The 23850-nt window shown below is 52.2% G+C and carries 21 protein-coding genes; 12 read left to right on the top strand and 9 right to left on the bottom strand.

The features are described 5' to 3' along the window. Positions 1-3: 3 nt before the first annotated feature. Genes ACTJJS_RS06650 through ACTJJS_RS06610 form a run of 9 tightly spaced genes read left to right on the top strand, consistent with a single transcriptional unit; the run spans position 4 to position 11318 of the window. Positions 4-2364, top strand: coding sequence for a polysaccharide biosynthesis tyrosine autokinase (locus tag ACTJJS_RS06650; RefSeq protein ID WP_440662957.1), 2361 nt, complete (start codon positions 4-6; stop codon positions 2362-2364). Beyond that, positions 2357-3706, top strand: coding sequence for a flippase (locus tag ACTJJS_RS06645; protein WP_440662956.1), 1350 nt, complete (start codon positions 2357-2359; stop codon positions 3704-3706). The genes ACTJJS_RS06650 and ACTJJS_RS06645 overlap by 8 nt, the downstream gene beginning before the upstream one ends. Beyond that, entirely contained in the window at positions 3699-4406 is a 708-nt protein-coding gene (locus tag ACTJJS_RS06640; RefSeq protein ID WP_440662955.1) for an FkbM family methyltransferase, read from the top strand. Before ACTJJS_RS06645 ends, ACTJJS_RS06640 begins: the two co-directional genes overlap by 8 nt. Next, complete coding sequence (locus tag ACTJJS_RS06635; protein ID WP_440662954.1) at positions 4403-5347, top strand: glycosyltransferase family 2 protein; 945 nt, start codon at positions 4403-4405, stop codon at positions 5345-5347. Before ACTJJS_RS06640 ends, ACTJJS_RS06635 begins: the two co-directional genes overlap by 4 nt. A gap of 10 nt (positions 5348-5357) precedes the next feature. After that, complete coding sequence (locus ACTJJS_RS06630; RefSeq protein ID WP_440662953.1) at positions 5358-6779, top strand: O-antigen ligase family protein; 1422 nt, start codon at positions 5358-5360, stop codon at positions 6777-6779. 5 nt (positions 6780-6784) lie between these two features. Next, positions 6785-7900: a glycosyltransferase family 4 protein gene (locus tag ACTJJS_RS06625; protein ID WP_440662952.1), complete on the top strand. Its 1116-nt coding sequence runs from the start codon at positions 6785-6787 to the stop codon at positions 7898-7900. Then, the gene (locus tag ACTJJS_RS06620; RefSeq protein WP_168868747.1) at positions 7884-8624 is read left to right on the top strand and encodes an FkbM family methyltransferase; all 741 of its coding nucleotides are present in this window, start codon (positions 7884-7886) and stop codon (positions 8622-8624) included. The genes ACTJJS_RS06625 and ACTJJS_RS06620 overlap by 17 nt, the downstream gene beginning before the upstream one ends. A gap of 41 nt (positions 8625-8665) precedes the next feature. Continuing rightward, complete coding sequence (locus tag ACTJJS_RS06615; protein ID WP_440662951.1) at positions 8666-10063, top strand: undecaprenyl-phosphate glucose phosphotransferase; 1398 nt, start codon at positions 8666-8668, stop codon at positions 10061-10063. Continuing rightward, positions 10053-11318 (top strand): WcaI family glycosyltransferase, encoded by a 1266-nt coding sequence (locus ACTJJS_RS06610; protein ID WP_440662950.1) that lies wholly within the window; start codon positions 10053-10055, stop codon positions 11316-11318. The genes ACTJJS_RS06615 and ACTJJS_RS06610 overlap by 11 nt, the downstream gene beginning before the upstream one ends. Here the strand turns inward: ACTJJS_RS06610 and ACTJJS_RS06605 are convergent. From ACTJJS_RS06605 to ACTJJS_RS06585, 5 genes are all read right to left on the bottom strand, one after another. After that, positions 11278-12018 (bottom strand): FkbM family methyltransferase, encoded by a 741-nt coding sequence (locus ACTJJS_RS06605; RefSeq protein ID WP_343746978.1) that lies wholly within the window; start codon positions 12016-12018, stop codon positions 11278-11280. The genes ACTJJS_RS06610 and ACTJJS_RS06605 overlap by 41 nt on opposite strands. A 356-nt stretch (positions 12019-12374) precedes the next feature. After that, entirely contained in the window at positions 12375-13625 is a 1251-nt protein-coding gene (locus ACTJJS_RS06600; RefSeq protein ID WP_440662949.1) for an NAD(P)/FAD-dependent oxidoreductase, read from the bottom strand. Positions 13626-13633: 8 nt separating this feature from the next. Continuing rightward, on the bottom strand, positions 13634-14635 hold the full coding sequence (locus ACTJJS_RS06595; RefSeq protein ID WP_168868752.1) for a 4-hydroxyproline epimerase: 1002 nt from the start codon (positions 14633-14635) through the stop codon (positions 13634-13636). Positions 14636-14676: 41 nt separating this feature from the next. After that, the gene (locus ACTJJS_RS06590) at positions 14677-16101 is read right to left on the bottom strand and encodes an aldehyde dehydrogenase (NADP(+)) (RefSeq protein ID WP_440662948.1); all 1425 of its coding nucleotides are present in this window, start codon (positions 16099-16101) and stop codon (positions 14677-14679) included. 9 nt (positions 16102-16110) lie between these two features. Beyond that, positions 16111-17025 (bottom strand): dihydrodipicolinate synthase family protein, encoded by a 915-nt coding sequence (locus tag ACTJJS_RS06585; RefSeq protein WP_440662947.1) that lies wholly within the window; start codon positions 17023-17025, stop codon positions 16111-16113. A 197-nt stretch (positions 17026-17222) separates the two neighbouring features. On the opposite strand from ACTJJS_RS06585, the gene ACTJJS_RS06580 reads away from it, so the two are divergent. Then, complete coding sequence (locus ACTJJS_RS06580; RefSeq protein ID WP_440662946.1) at positions 17223-18122, top strand: AraC family transcriptional regulator; 900 nt, start codon at positions 17223-17225, stop codon at positions 18120-18122. Between the two features lie 74 nt (positions 18123-18196). Here ACTJJS_RS06580 and ACTJJS_RS06575 read toward each other — a convergent pair whose 3' ends face one another. Beyond that, positions 18197-18637 (bottom strand): Hsp20/alpha crystallin family protein, encoded by a 441-nt coding sequence (locus ACTJJS_RS06575; RefSeq protein ID WP_440662945.1) that lies wholly within the window; start codon positions 18635-18637, stop codon positions 18197-18199. 179 nt (positions 18638-18816) lie between these two features. Here ACTJJS_RS06575 and ACTJJS_RS06570 point away from each other — a divergent pair, with 179 nt between their 5' ends. Further along, positions 18817-19263 carry a hypothetical protein gene (locus tag ACTJJS_RS06570; RefSeq protein ID WP_440662944.1) on the top strand — a complete coding sequence of 149 codons (447 nt, stop codon included), beginning with the start codon at positions 18817-18819 and terminating at the stop codon, positions 19261-19263. 6 nt (positions 19264-19269) lie between these two features. Here the strand turns inward: ACTJJS_RS06570 and ACTJJS_RS06565 are convergent, their stop codons facing one another. The 3 genes from ACTJJS_RS06565 to ACTJJS_RS06555 are packed head-to-tail and all read right to left on the bottom strand — an operon-like array spanning position 19270 to position 22058. Beyond that, positions 19270-20280, bottom strand: a complete 1011-nt coding sequence (locus ACTJJS_RS06565) for a zinc-dependent alcohol dehydrogenase family protein (RefSeq protein ID WP_440662943.1) — start codon at positions 20278-20280, stop codon at positions 19270-19272. Positions 20281-20289: 9 nt separating this feature from the next. Continuing rightward, complete coding sequence (locus ACTJJS_RS06560) at positions 20290-21009, bottom strand: polysaccharide deacetylase family protein (protein WP_440662942.1); 720 nt, start codon at positions 21007-21009, stop codon at positions 20290-20292. Positions 21010-21011: 2 nt separating this feature from the next. Further along, a complete protein-coding gene (locus ACTJJS_RS06555; RefSeq protein WP_440662941.1) occupies positions 21012-22058 on the bottom strand; it encodes a hypothetical protein in 1047 nt (348 codons plus the stop codon). A gap of 184 nt (positions 22059-22242) precedes the next feature. On the opposite strand from ACTJJS_RS06555, the gene ACTJJS_RS06550 reads away from it, so the two are divergent. Next, a complete protein-coding gene (locus tag ACTJJS_RS06550; protein WP_440662940.1) occupies positions 22243-23751 on the top strand; it encodes a DNA polymerase III in 1509 nt (502 codons plus the stop codon). Positions 23752-23850: the final 99 nt, after the last annotated feature.

Here is a 23850-nt window from a genome sequence, read left to right as displayed (position 1 = left end):
ACCATGGCACCGCTCAAAGCAATCCACAACCGGCCGGCCGCCATCGACATTGGCGACCTGTTCAGGAAAATGCTCTTTCACTGGCCCCTTTACCTGCTGGCCGTTCTGCTCGCCATAGCAGCGGGATGGGCCTATCTGCGGTATACACCGCCGTCCTATATGTCGTCGGCCCGCCTGTACCTGAAAGATGAAAAAAAAGGCAACGGCGAGGAAACAGACGTGCTCAAATCCCTCTCCCTGCTGGGAAGCGGTAAAAACATGGAAAACGAAATGGAAGTGCTGCACTCCCCCATCCTGCTACAACGGGTCATCAGCAGCAATCATTTCAACGTCCGGTATTTTACGCCGCAACATCTGCAGGATAAAGAATGGTACCCTAAATCACCTATCATTATACAGGTACTGAGCGACAGCTCCCGCACCGGCAATTATACGTTCGATGTGTCCCGCATCCGGCAGGACTTTGACGTGAAAGCACGCATGGGCAAAGACAAGCGTACCCTGCACTTCACCGTGGCGCCCAATGTTCCTTTCGCCATCGGGAAAGACACCTTCTCCCTGCAGTCCGGCCCGATGTCACTTTCCGAAACAAGCACCTGCCGCATTGAAGTGGATTCCGCCATTGAACTGGCATACAAATCAGTCGATGATATCACCACCGCGCTCGTCAACCGCGACGCCACGGTGATCGTGATCACCTATAAGGACCCCGTGGCCCGGCGAAGCGCCGATTTTCTCAACGCACTGCTGGACGAATACAACGACTATACGCTCAGTGATAAAAACAAAGCCGGCGTAAAAACCATCCACTTCCTCAATACCCGCATCGATTCGCTGAAAGAAGAACTCGGACTGCTGGAACGCACGGAAGAACAATTTAAGGTGCAACGCGGCATCACCGATATCGATGCCAGTTCCAAACTGGCACTGGAACAGGTAAAAGACGCCGACATCAAACTCAACGAAGCCAACCTGCAAATGGCCGTCATGGACGAAGTGGAACAATATATCAATACCCCCGATAACAACACGCCTTTTACACCGCTCACCGGCACGGTAGACCAAACGCTGACGGGCATGATCAATCGTTATGAGGAAGCCCTTCGCGACCAGCGGAAACTGTCGCTTGCCGTACAGCCCTCCAGCTTCCTGATGCAAAACGTGGACGCACAGGTAAACGCCGCCCGCAGCACCATCCGCGATTATATCAGCGGCTACCGCCGCAACGCCGGCGTGGCACAACATACCACACAACAGAAAGTGAACGCCATACAAGGCAAAATAGCCAGTATCCCTTCCTACGCGCGGGAATATGTCAACATCAAAAGGCAACAAAGCGTGAAGGAAAACCTCTATCTCTACCTCCTTAAGAAAAAAGAAGAAGCCTCCGTCACCTACGCCAGTAACGTGATAGACAATAAAGTCATTGCGCCGGCCTTCGTACCTGAAAAACCCGTAAGCCCCAAAAAGCCGATGATCTTCATCAGCTTCGCGGTACTGGCGGTAGTTGCCGTCAGCGTTTATGTATATATCAAATACTTCCTCAATCCGCGCATCCTCAGCCGCAAAGAAATCGAACAGGTATTTAATCTGCCGGTGATCGCCGAGGTCTTCCAGCAAACGGAAGGTGTACGTGACTTCTCCCTCAACAACCATGCGGTGCTCACGGAACAGATTTTTAACCTCCGCACCAATCTGCGCTTCCTGCTGGCAGACCATAAAGGACCTGCCACTGTGATGCTCACCTCCAGTATATCGGGAGAAGGCAAAACCTTCCTGTCTGCCCACCTTGCCAATTCCCTCACGGTGAACAACAAAAAGGTGGTGCTGCTGGAAATGGACCTGCGCAAACCCAAGCTGTCCAACTTCTTTGGCCTGGACCATAAAAACGGTATCACCAACTACCTGGTCGGCAACAGGTCCATCGATGATATCATCCGGGAAGTGCCAGGCACCCACAACCTGTACATCGTTTCCGCCGGTCCCATACCGCCCAATCCGATTGAACTGATAGAAAGTCCGCGAATGGCCGGTCTGCTGGCCGAGCTGAAAACCCGGTTCGACTACATCATTATCGACACTTCGCCGGTAGGCATCGTATCAGACGCTAAAAGCATCGCCACGTATGTGGACTGCACCCTGTTCACCGTCCGGTACAACTATACCCACAAAGCCAGGCTGATAGCCATGGAAGAAAGCATGAAGGAAACCTTCTTCAAAAAGAAAGGGCTCATATTCAACGGTATCATACAAGACACTTTTTATCCATACTACTATTACGGCAAGTATTCGTATGACGAAAGAAAAAACCGTAAGAGCAGCTGGACGACCATCTTCAAAAAAACAGCTAAACGAATTGCGTAAAGTATTTGAAAACAGCAGCTGGCTGCTGATCGACAAAATAAGTAAGCTCTTCCCGGGCATACTGGTGCTGGCCCTGATGGCCAGGCACCTGGGGCCCCGTGTGTTTGGCATATGGAACTATACGATCGCCTTCAGCGCTATCATGGCCAGCATCGCCGTACTGGGCATGGACAAGCTGGTCATCAAGGAACTGATGGCCTCCGAAGAAGATTCATCCCGCATTGTCAGCACCATCGCCTTTATGCGGCTGACAGCAGCGCTGGCCTGTATGCTGCTCAGCATTTTCCTGGTACACCTGATGAACCCGGGACCGGAATACCTGTTATGTATCATCTTCTCCTCCTTCACCATGCTGCTGCAGTCGTTTGACGTGATGGACGGATTTTACCAGGTCAGCAACAGCCTGAAAACCGTGATAGTACCCAAAGTGACAGTATTCCTGGTTTTTTGCGCCATCAAATGCATCGCTATTTTTTACAACGCACCGCTGCTCACTTTCCTCTGGATCACGCTGCTGGAACTGGTCACCACCTATGTATGGATACTGGGAAAATACAGCCTGCAGTTTACGCCGCCATCGCTGCGGCAGGTGAGCCTGCGCATGGCCCGGCGCCTGCTGGGCGATAGCTGGGTGCTCATCATGGCCAACCTCGTAGTGGTGCTGTTCATGAAGGTGGACAACATACTGCTGAATATGCTGGCCACACCGGAAGAACTGGGTAATTATGTAGTGGCCGTACGCATTTCCGAGTTGTGGTATGCCCTCCCTACCGTAGTGTCTACGGCGATGCTGCCGATGCTGTTCCGCAAAAAAGAACAAAGCCACGCTTCCTACCTGCAAACACTGGGCAGGTGGCTGCGTATTTCCTGCTTTATCAGCCTGTCGCTGGCCGTGGTCATCAGTCTGTCCGCCGGCATGCTCATGCAACTGTTGTACGGCTCTGCCTACGCTACTGCAGCAGGCATACTACGCATCCACATATGGTCCGCTATACCGGTTTTCCTGATGCTGGTCATCGTGCAATATCTTTTTGTAGAAGGGAAATACAAATTATACCTGTACGGCAACGTAGTAGGCCTGGTGCTGAATGTTGTCATCAATCTGCTGCTGATACCACATACAGGCGGCAAAGGCGCTGCTATTGCTACCGTGGCGGCATATGCCAGTGTATACATCATGATGGTAGTACAAGACAAAAGCGGACAAGCATGGCTGCTCGCCCGCGATATGCTACACCCCGTAAAGATATATACGGATGTAGCAGATATCAGTCAAATCCTGCGCAAATCGTGGAACACCTATTTGTTTAGCGGTTCCCACAAATCAATTCCACATGAGTAGATTAAAACATATCATCAAAAAGGCCCTGGCAGCGCTCTTCCCGCGCTTCCCCTACCAGGTTGTGGCTTATAGTTCTGAAGGAGAAGACCTTATCCTCCGGCGTATCTTCAACAGGAAGAGGAAGGGCGTATATGTAGACATAGGCGCACACCACCCGTTCCGGTTTTCCAACACCTACCTGTTTTACCGCAAAGGCTGGCGGGGCATCAACGTCGATCCGCAACCCGGTATGCAGACGTTGTTCAACAAATACCGCCCCGGCGACACCAACCTCGAAATGGGTGTTTCAGGCGTACCACAGGAACTGACTTACGCCATTTTTAATGAACCGGCGCTCAATACCTTTTCCGCAGAAAGAGTGTCGGAATATACTCAGAAGCCCGACTACCAGGTTATTGACCGGAAAACGGTACAAACCGCCCCACTGGCCGATATACTGGACACTCACCTCCCTGCCGGCACCCCCATCGACTTTATCACCATCGATGTGGAAGGCATGGACCTCGAAGTGCTGCGCTCCAACAACTGGGACAAGTACCGGCCGTCTTATGTGCTGGTGGAGTCGGAGCCTTACAACATGGAAAAAGAAGATGATGAACTGCTCGGCTTTATGCGGGAAATGGGCTACAGCATCTTCGCCAAAACCTGCTACACCTATTTTTTCAAAAACAACCGGCTGAAAGGCAATGAATGGTTATGATGCACACTCCTGTTTTGATATTGATATTTAACCGGCCCGACAAGGTGCAACAGCTGATGGACCATCTGCGCAGGCAACGGCCCGCGCACCTGTACATCGCAGCAGACGGCCCCCGTGCAGACAGGCCGGGAGAAACCCTTCAATGTCAGGCAACACGGCAGGCTGCCATATCCGCCATCAGCTGGCCCTGTGATGTAAAAACGCTCTTCCGTTCCCATAACCTGGGCTGTGGCAAGGCTGTCAGCAGCGCCATCGACTGGTTTTTTGAACACAATACAGAAGGTATTATCCTGGAAGATGATTGCCTGCCAGACCCTACTTTTTTTTCTTTCTGCACTGCCATGTTGCAGCACTACCGTAACGATACATCGGTGATGCATATCAACGGCAGCAACTTTCAGTTTGGCCGCCGCCGCGGACATGCCTCCTATTACTACTCCCGCTTTGCGCATGTATGGGGCTGGGCATCCTGGAGGAGGGCATGGCAACAGTATGACTTCACCCTGCAACGTTACCAGGGATTCCCTTCCGATGGATTGAGCACCATGCTCAAAAACGACAGGAAAGCCGTATGCAATCAACAGTTGGACACCTGGGACGTACAATGGTTCCTCAGTGTGTGGTTCAACCACGGCTGGACCATCACGCCCAATGTAAGCCTTGTCCGGAACACCGGTTACGGTAACGCCTCTACGCATACGCTGCGCGAGCCCGGCTGGTTTAAGAAAATAAACTACGGACAAATACCCTTCATCATACATCCGGAAGAGCGCCGCATTGACGAAGCAGCCGATCAGTATGCCGCTTCGATAATGTATTCGCCAAGTCGCCTGTACACCACGGTGCGCAATGTGATCAAAGGCAATCCTGCTCTCTTCCGGCTTTACCAGCGACTGATGATCAGCAACAAAAAAACTGAAATTATCAAACTAAATAAATGAACAAATAACAATGGACACCGCTTACCTGGACCTACGCAGCAGTAACCTCTTTGTGGAAATCTTCAAGGAATGTATGCCCTTGCTGATCGCTACCTGGTTGCTTATTGCCTATCACCGCAAGCGGATCAACATCCTGGACCTGCTCCTATATGCTTTTGCCACTGAGGCCTACACCCTGATGATGATAGGCCCTACTTTCAACGCATCATTTTTTGTTGGCCTATACCTCACCATCAGCCAGGTCCACCAGGTATTTACAGGCAGGGTGCATATCCGCCGGGAATACCTGCTGTTGCTTTTACTGCCCCTGATTTCCCAGATGATGGTGATGATGCTGAGCCAGGTTTATGAAAACCCCTTCTCTGTTGAAGGCAACACCAGCGGTTTTTATTTCAGGCCGATCTATTTCTATCTGAAGAATTATCTCCCGTTGTTCGCCATCGGTTCCCGGATTTTACAGGAGCGGGACACCATTTCTTTTGAAGGACTGGGGCGCACCATGAAAAAGATCGCGCTGTATTCCTCTGGCGTGGGGATCTTACAGCTGTTTGTGCAGGTAGTGCTGCACAATGATACTTTAGGGGAACTGCTGGGCTTACAGCAGCGGTATATGCTGGAACAGATCAACGGCCCTATGGGCGTAAGGATACAGGCCTTCTTTGCCGAACCGAAAGTTTTTTGCGCTTTTATATCCCTGACTATTCCATTCTTTTTGCGTGACCGCCAATACAAATCCGCCTTCTGGGTTTTCCTGATGGCCGTACAAACCTCGTCCCAGACATTCTGGATCAATATGGTGGCAGGCGCTATTGTGTTCTTATTGCTAAAACCCATACGGTCAGTACGTTTCAAGTCACTGGCCAGCATGGGCGTGATCATCTGCATTTTCCTCAGCATTGCCAGCGCCAAAGATGTGCTGATGCAATACTACCTGAAAAACAGGAACGAGCCTATCGCCCGAATGTTGCTGGAGCGGTCTGTCAGCAGGTATGACACCCAGTACTGGCAGCGGGACAACCAGATACTGGGTATTCCCCTGCAACGGGACATGGAGCTGCCCGTAGTAGATTTTCTCAGGGACCATCCTTATTTGCTGTGGACCGGCTACGGCCCGGGCAACAGTACGTTTATACCCGGCCATTATTTTTCCGGGTTGATGCGGTACATGCAACAGCTGGAAGGCGTGGGCGGCCATAACCTGAACATGCGGTGGTTTTATATCCTCGCGGAGTTCGGCATGATCGGCCTGTTGCTTTTCTTTTGGTTGCTGACGAGGGCCGACGGGCAGTTGCCGCCTTTTCAGCGTAACTACCTGGTGTATGTAGTGGTTTGCTTTTTTTTCAGCCAGATAGATTTGTTCCTCCTGATCATGGCCATGCTAAGCCAGCCCATGCCGGAAGAGAAACAGGTCCGTCAGCCTTTATTAACGTGAAGACAATGAAGATATACCTGGACAATATCGTTTTTTCCATTCAGCAGGCCGGTGGCGTTTCCGTATACTGGCATGAGCTGTTGAAAGGCGTTTGTCACAGCGGGCTGCCGGTGTATATGCTGAATGCCAATAAAGCGTCTGACAATGTTTTTGAGCGGCAGATAGCGTACCAGCACTGGCCCTGCATCCGGGAAAGTATCCTGCCACGGGGCTTGCTGCGTTATCTGCCGCTCCGGTACCGCCTTCCCGCCGGCGCCGTTTTCCATGGCGGCTACCTGCGGGTGTCGCCGCAAAAAGATGTGCTGAACATACTCACCGTGCATGATTTCGCACATGAGCGGAAGTTGGCCAGCCCTTTCCCCCGCGGGCTTGTCAACATACGGCAGAAAGCATACGGCATCAGCAAGGCAGACGGCATCATTTGTATTTCCGACAGCACGCGGCAGGAGCTGTTGCATTTTTACCCGCAGACAGATCCCGCTAAAATCACCGTCATATATCATGGCATCAGCGACGATTTTTTTCCGCATGTGCTGTCCGCCCCTCCCGGGCTGCCGGCACGGCTCACGCAGCGGCCCTTTGTACTGTATGTGGGAGGCCGCAACCACTATAAAAATTTCGGCGCCGCCATAGACACGCTGGCACTGCTGCCGCAGGAGTACCAGCTGGTGACCATCGGCGGAGGGCCGTTCAACAAAACTGAGGCGGCACTGCTGCGACAACGGATACCTGGCCGGTACCAGCAGGTAGTCGTGGCCAGCAACCGGGAGCTGAACTACCTGTACAACAGGGCTGTGTGTTTGTTGTACCCTTCTGTGTACGAAGGATTTGGATTTCCACCGGGAGAAGCCATGAAGGCGGGATGCCCGGTAGTAGGCTGCAACCGGACTTCCGTGCCCGAAGTAGTAGGCGACGCAGGACTGCTGAGCGCCACGCCACACGCCGAAACATTCGCCGCGAGCATTCGCCTGCTGGAGTCGGACCCATTCCGGCAACAGATCGTTCAGAAAGGCTATCAGCGGGCCAGCCTGTTTTCATGGAAAAAGACCATCGCAGAAACAATCGGTTTTTATCATCATTGCTGGAACCATAAATTTTCAGAACATGAATATCCTGTTTAGAATGGCGGATGCCGCCAGAGTCATGATCCGCTCGGGAAGGGGGCCCGGAGCCTTCCTTCAGGGAGGCGCGTCCATTGCCTCCACACAGCTGGTCCATAACTGCGGCCACTATATCCGCTCGCTGCACACCATACTGGACGTAGGCGCCAATAAAGGGCAGTTTGCCCTGGCCGTTGCCCACCGTTATCCCCAGGCCCGCATCTATTCTTTTGAACCGGTGCCGGACACCTTCAGCCAGTTGCAGCAACATACCCGGAAAACCCCTGCTATCCGCACGTTTAACTTTGCGCTGGGCAGCAGCAACGGAAGCCTTGAATTCTTCAGCAACGCGTATTCCCACGCCAGCTCAGCCTTGCAGGTGTCCGACAAACAAATACAGCTGCAACCACAGACAGCACATACCCGCAGGATGATGGTCCCGGTAAAACAGCTCGACCAGCTGCCGGACCTCCTGCTGAAAAGCCCTACCCTCCTGAAACTCGACGTGCAGGGCTTTGAACAGGAAGTGCTGCGCGGCGCCACCGCCACCCTCCGGCAAATAGACTATCTGTTGTTTGAAACGTCTTTCATCCCCATGTACAACGGAGAACCCCTTTTTGATGAAATGCATCATTTTGTAAAATCGCTCGGCTTTGACTTTATAGCACCGGTAGGATTTCTGCAGTCAGACAACCTGCAGATCCTGCAAATGGACCTGTTGTACCAGAAACAAAATGACCGGTAAAACTCCCGTATGTGATTACCTAACCGAATGAACTTGTGATTATGAAAACCGCGCTCAATGTACCGCTACTGCTCAGGCAATTTATTGACTGCCTGGTACTCACCATGGCCTACGTGGCGGCGCTGGAGACAGTAGGCACCTTCCAGCATCCCGCTCACAGCCCGTCGAACATACCCGTATGGTGCATCAGCCTGATCACCTGGCTTGCTACAGGGCTTTACCTGCACCTGTATGATGATTTTCGTTCCCGCCCCTTTTCCTATGAGTTTATGGCGATCATCAAAACGCTGTTATTGCACATTTGTATCCTTACCTTCACCCTCTTTTATTTCTTCAAGTTTTTCTATTCCCCCAGGGCCTTCATAGGCGTATACAGCGCCTATGTGTTCATTGGCATGATGTTGTCCAAAATAATGATCAAAAAACTCTTCCTGCGCATCAGGATGAGAGGTTACAATATGAAAAATATACTGATCGTCGGAGCAGGGGAAACCGCTATGAATTTTCACAACACCATCGCCACCAACGATCATTTCGGGTATCAGTGCGTAGGCTTTGTCGATAATACGCCTAACCAGGCAATTAACGGGAAATACCTGGGGCCGCTCTCTTCCCTCGGACATATCCTGGAAAACCACGAGATCGACGATGTGGTGCTGGCCATTCCGGAAAGCAGCCGGGAAGAAACGGAAAGCATCATTGTGGCCAGCGAAAAAGCCGCCAAACGCGTAAAGATCATCGCCAGCTGCTATCAGCACTGCACGTCTACCGTAAGCATGAGCCTTTTCGGCTCCTTCCCGGTGATCACTATCCGGTCTTCCCCGCTGGACAATTCCGGTAACCAGCAGTTCAAACGGTTGTTCGACATCTGCTTTACGCTGTTTCTGCTCATCACCTTTTCCTGGTTATTTATACTGATCGCTATCCTTGTAAAAATATCCTCGCCCGGACCGGTCATCTACAAACAGGAAAGATGGGGGCTCAAAAACAAAAAGCTGACTATTTACAAATTCAGGACCATGAGGGTAAACAGTGAATGGAACAGCGACGGCAGCTACCGGCTGACCACCCGCAATGACCCGCGGGTGACCCGGATCGGTAAGTTCCTGCGGCATACCAGCCTGGATGAACTGCCGCAGTTCTTTAACGTACTGAAAGGAGAGATGTCGTTTGTTGGCCCCCGGCCGCATGTAACGCCCATGCACCTGGAGTTGCAGAAAACCGTACAACACTATATGCTGCGCCACCTGGTGAAGCCCGGCATCACCGGATGGGCACAGGTAAACGGCTGCCGGGGAGAAAATGAACGGGTTGACTGGCAACAGCAACGTATCAACCTGGATATCTGGTATATTGAAAACTACAGCTGCTGGCTCGACTGTCAGATCATATTCCAGACAATCGTAAACCTGATTAAAGGAGATAAAAATGCTTTCTAAAAATAACGCGACCGGCAAACGTGTACTGTTGATCAGTTGTAATTATGCACCGGAGCCCAATGGCATCGGCAAGTACAACGGAGAGCTGATCAACTGGCTGGCGGCCAGAGGTTACCATTGCACCGTGCTTACCACATATCCCTACTATCCTGAATGGAAGATCAATGCGTCTTATCGTTCTAAGAAGTACTTCTTCTCCAGGGAAATCATCATCGCCGGAAGCAAGCCGGTGAAAGTGTACCGCTGCCCGCATTATGTGCCCGCTTTACCGTCAGGCGGCAAAAGAGTATTGCAGGATTTCACTTTCAGCCTGGCGGCTTTCGGGAAAATGCTGCATCTGTTGCTGCAACGGCGCTTTGACGTGGTGATCACGATAGCCCCCTCTTTCCATCTGGGACTGTTGGCCACCGCCTATAAATCCCTGCGGAATACGCGCTTTATTTACCATATCCAGGATATGCAGATAGAAGCCGCCGGCAGCCTTGGCATGCTGCGCTCACCGTGGCTGCTGCAACAGCTGTTCCGGCTGGAAAAGTACATCCTGCGGCGGGCAGACGTGGTTTCCTCCATCTCTCCGCAGATGGTAAACAGCATAGCCGTAAAAGCCTCGCGGGAAGTACAGCTCTTCCCAAACTGGGTAGATGTAGACCGCTACTTTCCACTCGACAACCGTGCTGCCCTGAAGGAAAAATTCGGCTTTTCCGCCGATAACAAAGTGATATTGTATTCCGGCGCACTGGGAGAAAAACAGGGTCTGGAGAATGTACTGCTGGCCGCACGGCAGCTACAGCATCGCCGCGATATCCGCTTTGTGATTTGTGGCGACGGCCCTTACCGCCAGCGGCTGGAAGCCCTGGCGGCCGAATGGCAGGTGGAACACGTTACCTTCCTGCCGCTACAACCGGCATCGCATTTTAACCTGTTCCTGAACATGGCCGACCTGCACCTGGTGATACAGCGCGGGCAGGCAAGCGACCTGGTGATGCCCTCCAAACTCACCACTATCCTGGCCGTAGGCGGTGTGCCTGTTGTTACTGCCAATGAAGGATCGGGGTTGCACCAGCTGATCAGCCAACACCGTATAGGCATCTCCGTTATAGCGGACGATGCAGCTGCTTTAAGTCGCGCCATAGCAGACGCCTTAGCGGGAGAAATCAGTCACATTGCAGCCAATGCCCGCAGGTATGCGCAGGAGCAGCTGGCCATCGATCATATCATGGAACGTTTTGAGCGGGAGATTCTACAAGCGCCGTAGCCCGTATGGCAACGATATTCTGGAAGGAGAAAATTTCATAGTGGGCGGGGTTATATTTACCCAGCGGCTGTAGCCCGTCTGGTAACAACCGGTAAAAATGATATCCTGGCAAGAGATCGATAATATCCTTAAAAAATGTACGGGAGATGACATTCATCTCATTAAATTCTATTTGTATCACGTTCACCATACCGGCAGCAATACACTGGCGGGCGCCTTTCAGCACGGGTAGCTCATGCCCTTCCGTATCTATCTTCAGCAGTGCTATTTCATCGATCTGATGGGACTGAACATATTCATCCAGTGTTGTCTGGGTAATGGCCACCGCTTCCGCCACGCCATCGTGCAGCGTTTCAATCACTTCCCGGTACATACTGGCATGTTCGGAACCACCGGCGCCCGAGTAATCATACATCACCGTTTCAGCTTCATGATCGCCGGCGGCCATCCATACCGGTATAAAATTATTTTTTAACGCCGTGGCCTTCAGTTTCTGATAAGCGACAGGATGTGGCTCAAACGCGTAGATGGACAGCTGTACGCCATGCCTGCGCAGCATTTCGGAGTAGTTGCCCACATTGGCGCCAATATCGAAAACGACACCGGAAGAGAGCATGCGCCGCCGCTTCAGGTAGCGGATAAAAGCCCGCTCCCCCGAAACGCGTTCGTTTTCGTGGTTCTTAATTCCCAATCCCAACATGCTGGTTTTATAAGCGATGAGGTGTAGGGGATAAAACAATTTTCTAACAAATAGAAAAACAAACAACTGTTTACAGGCACGACCTATTCTGTGCATATGTTTCCGGTATTAAAGGGTAAAGGATATAGCCATCAATACATCATGAAGATACGTCGTTAATGAAGACAAATTTCCATTCATTTTGTTCATTCGGGTTCCCAGGGCTGAAGCCCTGGGCTACGTTTTGTTTTAGTTTCTTTTAATGAGGATTCCTTATAAGAAAGGGAGATTTATAAGAGGATGCAAAAAGGAAAAAGCCTTTAAACGGGTAGTTTAAAGGCTCTTTTCCCTGTTGTTGTTTCATTTTATGCGGGCTTTCACCGCTTAAACCTTTCAGGGTGGAAAGGTTGCAGATCCATCGATGTTGGCCGGCCGGCAACGAGTTCAGCCACCAGTTTACCGGTGGACGCGCCCAGGCTGATGCCCAGCATGGAGTGACCTGTGGCGATTGTCATATTAGGGTAGCGTGTTAAGTTGCCGATATAAGGCAGGCCATCGGCGCTGCAGGGCCGGTAGCCATACCAGACCTGGTCTGCCGGAGGAACAGCCATGTCAAAGTCAGGGAAATACCTTTTCACTGAGTCGAAGATGCCCTGTACGCGCCGCATCCGCGGAGGGGTATGCAGCGGCGTGATTTCCATGGTGCCACCGAAGCGGACTTTATGGCCATCAAGCGGGGAGATAGCCACCCTTGCTTCGCTGAGGATGATGGAATGGTGTACTTTGAAAGGCGTATTCTCAAATGTTACGGAATACCCTCTACCCCCTACCATGGGGATACTCAGCCCAATTTCCCTGGCGAGGGCCGCGCTCCACACACCGGCGGCAAGTACTACATGATCTGCTTCCAGTGTGGTGGTAGCCGTGCGGACCCCGGTTATCCGGTTGCCTGTGGCCGCAAATCCTGTCACCTCCTGGTGGTGGATAAATTGCACGCCCTGTTTTTCCAGGTATGTTTGCAGGCTACGCATCAGCAGATTCGGATTGATCTGGGAGTCACCGGGGAAAAACACCGCCCCCAATGCATCCAGTTTCATGCCCGGCTCCATTTGCGACAGTTCCGCTTTGCTGAGCACACGCGCTTCAATACCCAGTGCTGCGGCATCTTTCACCGTTTCATGCGCGTGATGGGCGTTCTGTTCCGTCTGGAACAGTTCCATCATGCCGACAGGCGCATAGGCAAAATCAAGGCCTGGCACGGACGTCCATGATTCATACAACTGCTTGCTGAGCAGCGCGATATCACGCAGCGGAGCAGCCGAACGCTCCACATGTTGTCGCGTGGCGCTTTTCATGAATTTCAGGCCCCAGTTGACCAGGTCCCGGTTGAGCGACGGCTGAATATAAAAAGGGCTGGAAGCGTTCAGCATCCATTTAAGCCCCTGCCGCACAATGCCGGGCGTGGCCAGCGGCACAAAGTGGCTGGGACAGATGTAGCCGGCATTGCCGTATGAGCAGCCCTGCGACATGTCCGAGCGGTCTGCCACCGTGACGCTGTAGCCCGCCTGTTGCAGGTAATAGGCACTGGCCAGTCCGATAATACCGCCGCCGATGATAATTACTTTCATAGTCTGTATCAGATTACCTGTAGTCCGTAAGCATATGGATCGTCTTCCGGATCGATAGAAATAGTATTGTACCCGTACACCCTCGCCCATCCTTCAATGCTTGGACGGATGGCCGGCATATTGCCGATGCTCGTTTCCTCTTCTATCCTGCCGGTGAAGCGGGAGCCGATTATGCTCTCATGCACGAAAGCATCGCCGGTTTTCAGTTTGCCTTTGGCATACCATTGCGCCATACGGGCGGAAGTGCCGGTGCCGCAGGGAGAGCGGTCGATGGCCTTGTCGCCGTAGAACACAGCGTTACGTGCGGTAGAAGTGGCGTCCAGTACGGCGCCGGTCCATAATACATGAGAGCAGCCATTGATATTCGGATTGTCGGGATGCACGAAGCTGCGATTTTCGTTTATCCGTTTGCGTAATTCCCTCGCCCATCCGATCAACTGGGAAGCCGTGAAATGTTCCAGCCCGGGAAAACGTTCCTGTACATCTACGATCGCATAGAAGTTGCCGCCATAGGCCACATCTACGGTAAGCGGGCCCAGGTCGGGGCAGTCCACCACAATGCCGGTAGCCGCCAGGTAAGACGGCACGTTGGTGAGCTTTACGCTTTTCACCTTATTGCCCTGTTGCTGGTATTTTACTTCGACCAGTCCGGCGGGTGTTTCCATTCTCACCCTGCCAGGTGTCTTCGGGTTGATCAGTCCTTCTTCGATAGCGATGGTGATGGTACCGATGGTGCCATGGCCGCACATGGGCAGGCAGCCGCTGGTTTCGATGAAGAGCACCGCCACATCGTTGGCAGGGTCATGCGGCGGATAGAGGATACTGCCGCTCATCATATCATGCCCGCGGGGTTCAAACATCAGGCCTTTCCGTATCCAGTCAAATTCCCGCAGGAAGTGGTCTCTTTTTTCGCTCATATTGCTGCCTTTCAGGACGGGGCCGCCGCCGGCCACCAGTCTTACCGGATTGCCGCAGGTATGTGCATCGATGCAGAAAAATGTATGTTTCAAGAAGCTGTATTTATTGGTTAATAAAATGGCGGAGCCTAACGTTAACGAGTAAACTGATTATCTACCAACCGCCAGATACCACGCGGATTAGCGGTTTTCAGTTCATCGGGCAACAGCGCCTCGGGGAACTGCTGGAAACATACAGGCCTTACCCAGCGCCGGATGGCAGCGGTACCTACAGACGTGAAACGGGCGTCGGTGGTGGCAGGGTACGGGCCGCCATGTATCATGGCCGCACAAACTTCCACCCCGGTAGGGGCCGCATTCAGGATGATACGGCCGGCGAGCGTCACCTGCACATCAATTACCTCCTGCCATTGCGCAAGGTCTTCTTCCGTGGCCATTACGCTGGTGGTCAGCTGCCCTTTCAGGCTTCTGAGCACGGCCAGCAGTTCGGCTTTGTCCTTACATGCCACCAGTAGCGCATGTGGGCCAAATACTTCCTCTTTCAGCGCCGGATTGGCCAGTATGGCGGCGCCGGAAGTCAGGGCCAGCGATGGGCGTACGGCGCTGGCATCAAAGTCCAGTACCGGCGCGGGAGACAGCGTTACGTCCTGGCTGGCCAGCATACGGCTGCGTCCTTCCAGGAAAGCGCTGTGAATGCCGGGATGCAGCATTTTCTGCGGCGACGTTTTCTCCAGCGCGATGCCCAGTTGTCGCTGGAACGCTGTAAAAGCAGGGCTTTCCAGCCCTATCAGCAATCCGGGATTGGTACAGAACTGTCCGGCCCCGAGCGTGATGGAAGTGGCAAACATATCGGCCAGTTCAGCGCTGCGCGTTTCCAGCGCCTGCGGCAGGAACACCACCGGGTTCACGCTTCCCATCTCCGCAAAAACAGGGATCGGAGTTTCCCGCTCCGCTGCATAGGCGCAGAGCGCTTTACCACCTTGCTGAGAACCGGTAAAGCCAACGCCGGTGGTGTTGGGATGAACGACCAGCTCCTTGCCGGTATGATAGTCGCCGGTGACATGCTGCACGGTATACGCAGGCATACCGCTTTGTAAAATAGCCGCCTGTATGGCTTCAAACATCAGCTGTGAAGTACGCGGGTGGGCAGGGTGGCCTTTTACCACCACCGTAGCGCCGGCAGCCAGTGCGCTGGCGGTATCACCACCGGCAGTAGAAAAGGCAAAAGGGAAATTGCTGGCGCCGAAAACCACTACCGGCCCTACCGGCAGCAACATCCGCCGGATGTTGGGCGTAGTATCTATCACCGCTTCCACCCAGCTGCCTTCTTTTATAAGGTCGGCAAACTTCTGCAACTGCGTGGTGGTGCGCACTATTTCTCCGTTCAGCCGGGCCATGGGCAGGTTGGTTTCCTCGCCCGCCGTTTTCACCAGCGCTTCCCGCCGTGCCGTGATCTCTGCGCCGATTGTTTCGAGGAAAGCGGCACGTTGCAACGGTGGAATGTTTTTGTATTGCTCGTAGGCTGTGGCAGCCTGCTGCATAATCTGATCTATCTGCATACACGGAAATTATAAAGAGAGATAATCAGGTAAAACCGGACGTTTGGCTACGGCAGTGCGGATCACCTGCAGTATCCTTTCCCTTTCCGCACCTTCGAGTACCAGGCGTGGCGCCCGTACATATTCGCTGCCCAGTCCTACTTCGGCTTCAGCCAGTTTGATAAACTGTACCAGTTTAGGATAGAGGTCCAGCTCCAGCAGTGGCAGGAACCAGCGGTAAATTTCCACGGCTTCCTGCACGCGGCCCGCTTTGATCAGGCGGTATATGGCCACTGTCTCCGCAGGGAAAGCATCTACCAGTCCGCCTACCCAGCCATGAGCGCCCAGCACCATCTCTTCAAGTGCTAACGTATCGAGGCCGCATAATATTTTAAAACGGTCGCCAAAACGGTTGATCATACGGGTAACGTTGGACACGTCGCGGGTAGATTCTTTAACAGCCTGGATGTTAGGCAGTTCCTGTAACTGGTCGAAGATATCGAGGGTGACTTCTATCTTATAGTCCACCGGATTGTTATATACCATCACCGGCAGGTCGGTGGAGGCGGCCACTGTTTTGAACCAGGTGGCTGTTTCACGTTCATCGCTTTTATAACGCATCGGTGGCAGCAGCATGATGCCGGAAGCGCCCCATTTCTTTACCAGCGCGGCCTGTTGCACGGCGTCGCGGGTAGCGCCTTCAGCGATATTGACCACTACAGGTATTTTACCGGCCACTTTCTCTACGGTGAACTTCGTCAGGGTTTCTTTTTCCGCGGTTGTCAGTGTGCTGGCCTCGCCGAGCGATCCACCCAGAATGATACCATCGATACCAGCTGCCAGCTGGGCCTGGAGGTTTTTATCAAACAAAGGCAGGTCCAGTTCATCGGCTGCAGTGAATTTGGTAGTGATGGCGGGAAATACGCCTTTCCATTCGATAGACATGATATTCTTTTTTTTTCCAAAAGTATTCAGGACACCCGCAGTTGGCTTTCCCGATTGTAATCAATTATAACCCGATATTAACCAGTTTTGAAAAAAACAGGGATACATTACCGTTTTTTAACCAGTTCTACTACCCGGATGTTACAATACGGTTAATATTCGTAATATTGACTCATCCAAGCATAACGGCACCAATTATGAAAGTCTTACAGTTTACCGTACCTGTACCCCTGGATAAAACCATTATCGTGCAAAGAGATGTGTTGCCCTACTTCTATCCGCATCTGCACCGGCACCAGGAAGTACAGCTTACGTGGGTACAACAGGGGGAAGGCACGCTCGTGGCAGATAATAACATGCATGCGTTCCGGCCCAATGATATTTTCTGGCTGGGGGCCAACCAACCCCATATCTTCAAAAGCGACCCCTCCTACTTTGCGCCCAGGAGCCGCAAGAAGATCATGGCATTGGTCATCTTCTTTAATCCTGACGGCAATCTGTCCGCACTGTTCAACCTTCCGGAGATGAAACCGCTGAAAAACTTCATCCAGCAACAGCAATGCGGGTTTAAGGTACCTTCGCTGCAAACGCCGGACATCTCCGCGCAGATGCTGCGCATCGCCAACAGCAACGGCCCCGAGCAACTGATGCATTTCGTGGAACTGCTGCGCCTGCTCTCCGGATGCCCGGATATTAGCCCATTGGCCGCAGTGAATAAAAAGGTCACTGTCAGCGATCATGATGGTATCCGCATCGGCAATATCTACAACTACATCATGCACAACTATGAGCACCCTATCACGCTGGAAGACGCCGCCAGTCAGGTGCATATGACACCCCACGCTTTCTGCCGCTTCTTTAAAAAACATACCCTGCATACTTTCGTCTCTTTCCTGAATGAAGTACGCATCAATGAAGCCTGTAAAAAACTGACGGACGGAAATTATGATAATATTGCTACTGTAGCCTATACCAGCGGATTCAACAGCATCACCAATTTCAACCGGGTGTTTAAATCCGTTACCGGTAAGTCTCCCAGCGAATATCTCAACAGTTACTTTCAGCATGTGGACAACAACAACACCTCAACAAAGTAACATAAAAAAAGTGCCGCCCTCGGTGGAAGGGCGGCACGCAGGTATTTTTCGTATATCCGTTATCGTATGACAGGTCACTTCACAGGAATCTCTGTGTTTTTACCGTTCTTTTTTGCGTCTTCGCTTTTTGGCAGCTTTACTTTCAGGACGCCATCATCATAGTGAGCTTCGATCTTATCTTTGCTTACTCCTTCAGGCAATGTAAAACTGCGCGAAAAGCTGCTGTAGTTATATTCACGACGGCTGTATTTTTCGTCTTTCTCTTCTTTTTCACTTTCTGTTTCTGCGCTGATGGTCAGCATCCCGCCCTCCAGCTGGATTTTAAAATCGGTTTTTTTGAGTCCGGGTGCTGCCAACGATAATTTGTAACTGTCATTGTCTTCGGTAACATTTACAGCAGGCACCGTCAACGCTGCTGTACCATAAAAATCATTTGTCCAGTCCTTCCAGGGACGGAAAAGATCATCAAACACAGAGGGCAACCCTGCACGTTTGCTTAAAGATTGTGTGGCCATAAGTACCTCCTTTTTTTTAACAAACCTACGGCATTCGTAACAGGTGAAAAATGAGTTCCGTCAGCATTCAACCTGATTAAAATCAATCTAAACCTGTCTCTGCAATTATAACATTCAGCCCGCCATACCTGTTATTACTTTACAACGATTTTTCATCACCCCGCAAAATAATAACCCCCATGACACTCTCAAAGCTGTTGCTATTTGTCCCGTTTATATGGATGCATGCCAACCTGCAGGCGCAGGGAAGCAAAGCCGCCGAAGCCATCCGGCATATCAAAGAAAGCACGAGGGCAAGCCTGGACTCATTGGACAGAGAACAGGAAAAAATGGAAAGTGATGCCGCCCGCCTGAAAAAAGACGCTCTGGCGGACTATAAAAAAGAAAAAGCTTCCATCCAAAAACATGAAGCCAAGCTGCGGCAAAAGGTAAAAGAAGACACTAAAGTGACCGATGAAAAATGGGAATCTTTCAAAACATCCGTGGAAAAGGAATTTAACGAACTACAACAACGCCTACATCATCTCAAGGAAAAAATAAAAAAACAACTTCCGGGAGACAACCATAATCTGCAGGACGAGCCACCGACCGAAAACAATACTCCTCCCACTACCCTGCTGACATAAACCCTGTTACATCACCAGCACGGCAGCGCCTTTTATTTTACCATGCCGCAATGCCTGTAATGCCTCATTGGCCTGCTCCAGCGGATAGGTTTGTACAATGGTGGCCACCGGTACATGCTGAATGACCTCCATCAGCAATTCGCCGTCTTTACGCGTGAGATTGGCCACAGAACGAATGACACGTTCCTCCCACAACAACCGGTACGGAAATCCGGGAATATCACTCATGTGGATACCGCCACATACCACCACCCCGCCTCTGTCCAACTGCGAAAGCGCCTGTGGCACCAGTGAGCCGTCCGGGGCAAAAATGATGGCGGCGTCCAGCAGTACCGGCGGCGCATCGAGTGAACTGCCGGCCCAGGCAGCGCCCATCTTCAGGGCAAAGCTCTCTCCTGCTTTATCGTCCGGACGGGTGAAAGCATAAATGGATTTGTAATGGTACTGCGCTATCTGCACCAGGATATGCGCCGCTGCGCCAAAACCGTACAACCCGATATGCTGCGCATGTTCCGGCACCATCCGCCAGGAGCGGTAACCGATCAGACCGGCGCACATAAGCGGCGCTCCGCCGGGATGAACATAGTTTTCAGGGACATGCAAACAATAATCGGCCAGCGCCAGCACATATTCTGCATAACCGCCATTCACGCTGTACCCGGTAAAGAGCGCATGCTCACATAGGTTCTCCTGGTCCATCGAACAATATTTGCAGTGTCCGCAAGTGTACGCCAGCCACGGCACGCCCACTTTTTCTCCGGGCGATAAGGTCGTCACCTCCTCGCCCAGGGCCACCACCTCGCCTACTATTTCATGTCCGGGTATGAGCGGTAAAACCGGCGCCGGCAATTCCCCGTCGATGATATGCAGGTCTGTTCTGCATACCCCGCAGGCTATTACTTTGATCAATACCTGTCCGGCTGCGGGCGCAGGTACCGGCAGCATTTGCAACCTCAGCGGCTGCCCTTTGTTTTCCATGACCATGGCACGCATGGTGGAAGGGATGTTGTGTGTCATACAAAACATTTATTGTGTTCCATACAAGGCCATTTCATGTAGTAGCTGCGCTCCGGACCAGCGGCCGTCCACCATCAGGCGCCGCAGGGTGTACAACTCCTTCCCCGCTACCGGCAGACGATTGAGCTGGAAGGCCCCTTTATAGCCGGCCTGCTTCACATGCATGATGATACTGTCGTTGTACGCGCCGAAAGGATAAGCAAAATACCATACCGGCCGGCCCGTGATTTTCTCCAGCTGCTGCCGCGGCGTTACCAGTTCTTTGTTCCAGTCTTTATATCCGGCCGGAAAGGGATGGTCCCAGGTGTGACTAGCCACCACATGCCCTTCGTCTGACAGTGCCTTTACGTTTGCGGCCGACAGGTAATGTGGTTTGTTCAGCGTAACTGTCATCACAAAAAACACGCCTTTAAAATGATAGTGTTGCAATAAGGGCGCCGCTACCGAATAATGCACATCATGGGAATCATCGAAGGTGATGATACAGGCACGCGGGGGAAATGGTTTATGCTGCGCCATCAGGGCCACCATCTCATCGGGCAGGATAGTATGGTAACCGCTGTCTGAGAGCGTTTTCAGCTGCCGGTCAAACTGATCGCGGTCAATATGCAACAAATCGTTCTTATGCTGTCCCGCGGTGGTGATATTGTGGTAGCATAATACGGGCAACTGCTGAGCGGTGGTTGTCAGTGACAGGCAACAGCACCAAATGACAATGAGCCGTTTCATGGTTATTGGTATTGAATGTAAATCGGTCGGGGGAAAAGGCCCAGCACTTCATCGGGCCCCATCAGGTGGCCGCCGGTAGCGATATCTACCTGGTAAAACAGTTTAAATCCGGTGAACTGCACCGGCTGGTGGGCGATCCAGCACCGGTAAGTGTCCTTTTTTTTAGCTACTCCGCCGAAGCCGTCCATGTCCATCACGATCTGCACTTCGGGTTGCAGGCGGATGTTGCGGTAGTTGGTCACCATACCCTGTGTGAAGCGGTGTACCACCAGTATTTTAGGTGGCAGCTGATGTTGCTTCACCAGGTCTGCCAGCCAGGAGCTGGCATAGTTGATATCTTCCGCGTCCATAGTGCCAATGACCGAACAGGGAGGCTGGCCATACTTCATGGAATACTCCGGGTCTATGCCCAGATGCACTTCCGGCCGTAGCAGGTATTTTTCCAGCACCGGCAGTTCCTCTTGCAGGGTACTGTGCCCCGGCTGTATATCCAGGAAAACGAGCGCATGTGCGCGGGCAGCGGTCTCCAGTGCATTGCTGATAGCTGATGCCGGCATACGCATCCGGTATTTGCCGTCTTTGCCGGGGTTTCGTTGCGCAGTCACTGCGATGTAATGAAAGGCCGGCAGCACCGGCGTGGACGTATCTGCCGCCTGCCACATCGCCGCTGTGGCGGCCAGCTGCGCCAACATGGTATCTACAGGAACGGTACCCAGCACGCCCAGTTTAGGAGTATAAAAATTTCCATAGTAGGCCACAATCCGGTGAAAAGGCAAGAGGGCGCCTGCAAGCGGATAATCCCGTTGATAAGGCCAGCCTGCCACGGCAGAGTCGTGCAGCAGCCGCAGCATCTTTTGCCGGTACGCCAGTGTATCAATAGTTACGCTTACCGGACCGGACTTGTTGACGATCACTTCTTTTTCAGGAAAAGCAGCCTTTCCGTAAGTTTCCGGGCGTTCCACTTTAAAATGGTGGGACGGCGTCCACAAAACCCATAGCAGCAATATCACCACTGCAAGTTCCACTGCGAGTTTACCTATGTATTTCATCGCGCTGTTTTATTGTCCGAAACTACCTGCTTTCCGGCATCTCCACAATGACACTACTCATAACAAATATTGACCGTAATCAGTTGTACGTTATCCTGACCATAATCAGCCTGCCGGATAATACCCGTCATATAATGCCGGCCTGAATCCTCCTAATTTAGTAGTGATTAAAACCGGACTAAATATGAAATCTCATCTTAAAAACAGTCCACCCATACCGGCCCCTTTGGCCCCGCTGGGACGTATCCGGGACATCACTCCCCGGGACGTGCAGGCTATACAGCAACAATTGGGCGTCAACAGTATAAAAGACGTGATAACCGCCATTATCAACGGGCGCCTGGAAACAGTGGAAGGACTTAAACCGGCGCAGATAAAAAATATCAGGCGGGCGTTCAAACTAAATAAAACTGCCGACAGCCGTGTTCCCCTGTGGGACGCACGTCTGGCCGGAGAAGAACTGCTGCGGGCGCTCTGCCAGTTCCCGGAAGTGGAAAAGGCCACGCTCACCGGCAGCCTGCGAAGGAGCAAAGACACCATCGGTGATATCGATATATTACTGCAACTGAGCGAAGCCGATCACCGGAAACTACTCTATAAAATTGCCCGGATGGCACAAACAGAGCGCATCATCGCTACAGGGCCCCATCATATTTGTGTTATACTGCGCAACCAGCTTCAGGCCGATATCCGGCTCGCCACCCGTAAATACTATGGCGCCAGCCTGCTTTATTACACCGGATCTACACAATACGGTGACAGCCTGAAAAGCATGGCCGCCCAAAAAGGCTTCCGCCTGGGCCCACTGGGACTGGTAGACATGCAGACCGGGGAATATGTGGCCGGGGAACAGGAAACAGACATCTACCATCAGTTGGGTATTGGTTACCTGGAACCGGAACTGCGGGAAGACCATCAATCCATGGCGGCCCCTCAGGCAATTCCGCCACTGGTGTCCTTCAGTCAGTTAAGAGGCGACATGCAGATACACACCAACTGGAGCGATGGCACAGAAAGTATCGCCGGCATCGCCAGATACCTGTCACATACCTTTCCGCATTACCAGTATATCGTTATTACCGACCATGTCTCCGCCAAACGGCCTAACCACGTGCTGCCCCCTGCGGACGTTTTCAGGCAGGCCGCAGAAATAGACCGTGTCAATGACCAGATGGGGTTTGGGTACGTCAAAAAAGGCGTGGAGACAGACATACTGGAAAACGGGGAACCTGAACTGGCCCCGGAAGTGCTGCAGCAGTTTGACTGGGTCATTGCGTCCATCCACACCGATTTTACCAGGGACAATACAGACCGGCTCATCAAAGCCTGTGAAAATCAGTATGTTCATTGCATAGGCCACCCCAGCGGCAGAATGATCGGCATGCGGCCTCCTTATCCGGCAGACTGGAATGCTGTGTTTGACGCCGCCGCCCGCACCGGCACCGCATTGGAAATCAACTCGCGTCCCAACCGGTTAGACCTGAATGATGAGCTGGTGCGCAAGGCCGTACGCAAAGGCGTAAAACTGGTCATTAACAGTGACGCCCGTACGCTTTCCCATTTCGATTTTGTGAAACTGGGCATATCCATGGCGCGACGCGGGGCTTGCAGTAAAAAGGATATTCTTAACACCGGCAGCTGGGAAGATATTGAAGCGTTTAAAGCCGCTAAACAACAGTTGCTACGGTCATAACCATGTTTGTTATTTTTCCCCTTCGGGGGATGATAAAAAAAATTTTTACCTGATCTGTCACAAAAAGTCCACGATGTCTGTCCCTGGTGAAATGGATTT

Source organism: Chitinophaga sp. 22308 (assembly GCF_052045305.1).
Classification (GTDB): domain Bacteria; phylum Bacteroidota; class Bacteroidia; order Chitinophagales; family Chitinophagaceae; genus Chitinophaga; species Chitinophaga varians_A.
This window is presented reverse-complemented; position numbering and strand designations above follow the sequence as displayed.

What these genes read in the sequence shown, in the direction of transcription:
- ACTJJS_RS06625 (WP_440662952.1), top strand. Translation starts at nt 6,785, where the DNA reads ATGAAGATATACCTGGACAATATCGTTTTTTCCATTCAGCAGGCCGGT.
- ACTJJS_RS06565 (WP_440662943.1), bottom strand. Translation starts at nt 20,280, where the DNA reads ATGACACACAACATCCCTTCCACCATGCGTGCCATGGTCATGGAAAAC.
- ACTJJS_RS06580 (WP_440662946.1), top strand. Translation starts at nt 17,223, where the DNA reads ATGAAAGTCTTACAGTTTACCGTACCTGTACCCCTGGATAAAACCATT.
- ACTJJS_RS06560 (WP_440662942.1), bottom strand. Translation starts at nt 21,009, where the DNA reads ATGAAACGGCTCATTGTCATTTGGTGCTGTTGCCTGTCACTGACAACC.
- ACTJJS_RS06585 (WP_440662947.1), bottom strand. Translation starts at nt 17,025, where the DNA reads ATGTCTATCGAATGGAAAGGCGTATTTCCCGCCATCACTACCAAATTC.
- ACTJJS_RS06630 (WP_440662953.1), top strand. Translation starts at nt 5,358, where the DNA reads ATGGACACCGCTTACCTGGACCTACGCAGCAGTAACCTCTTTGTGGAA.
- ACTJJS_RS06650 (WP_440662957.1), top strand. Translation starts at nt 4, where the DNA reads ATGGCACCGCTCAAAGCAATCCACAACCGGCCGGCCGCCATCGACATT.
- ACTJJS_RS06620 (WP_168868747.1), top strand. Translation starts at nt 7,884, where the DNA reads ATGAATATCCTGTTTAGAATGGCGGATGCCGCCAGAGTCATGATCCGC.
- ACTJJS_RS06600 (WP_440662949.1), bottom strand. Translation starts at nt 13,625, where the DNA reads ATGAAAGTAATTATCATCGGCGGCGGTATTATCGGACTGGCCAGTGCC.
- ACTJJS_RS06550 (WP_440662940.1), top strand. Translation starts at nt 22,243, where the DNA reads ATGAAATCTCATCTTAAAAACAGTCCACCCATACCGGCCCCTTTGGCC.
- ACTJJS_RS06635 (WP_440662954.1), top strand. Translation starts at nt 4,403, where the DNA reads ATGATGCACACTCCTGTTTTGATATTGATATTTAACCGGCCCGACAAG.
- ACTJJS_RS06605 (WP_343746978.1), bottom strand. Translation starts at nt 12,018, where the DNA reads ATGTTGGGATTGGGAATTAAGAACCACGAAAACGAACGCGTTTCGGGG.
- ACTJJS_RS06555 (WP_440662941.1), bottom strand. Translation starts at nt 22,058, where the DNA reads ATGAAATACATAGGTAAACTCGCAGTGGAACTTGCAGTGGTGATATTG.
- ACTJJS_RS06615 (WP_440662951.1), top strand. Translation starts at nt 8,666, where the DNA reads ATGAAAACCGCGCTCAATGTACCGCTACTGCTCAGGCAATTTATTGAC.
- ACTJJS_RS06575 (WP_440662945.1), bottom strand. Translation starts at nt 18,637, where the DNA reads ATGGCCACACAATCTTTAAGCAAACGTGCAGGGTTGCCCTCTGTGTTT.
- ACTJJS_RS06640 (WP_440662955.1), top strand. Translation starts at nt 3,699, where the DNA reads ATGAGTAGATTAAAACATATCATCAAAAAGGCCCTGGCAGCGCTCTTC.
- ACTJJS_RS06590 (WP_440662948.1), bottom strand. Translation starts at nt 16,101, where the DNA reads ATGCAGATAGATCAGATTATGCAGCAGGCTGCCACAGCCTACGAGCAA.
- ACTJJS_RS06610 (WP_440662950.1), top strand. Translation starts at nt 10,053, where the DNA reads ATGCTTTCTAAAAATAACGCGACCGGCAAACGTGTACTGTTGATCAGT.
- ACTJJS_RS06570 (WP_440662944.1), top strand. Translation starts at nt 18,817, where the DNA reads ATGACACTCTCAAAGCTGTTGCTATTTGTCCCGTTTATATGGATGCAT.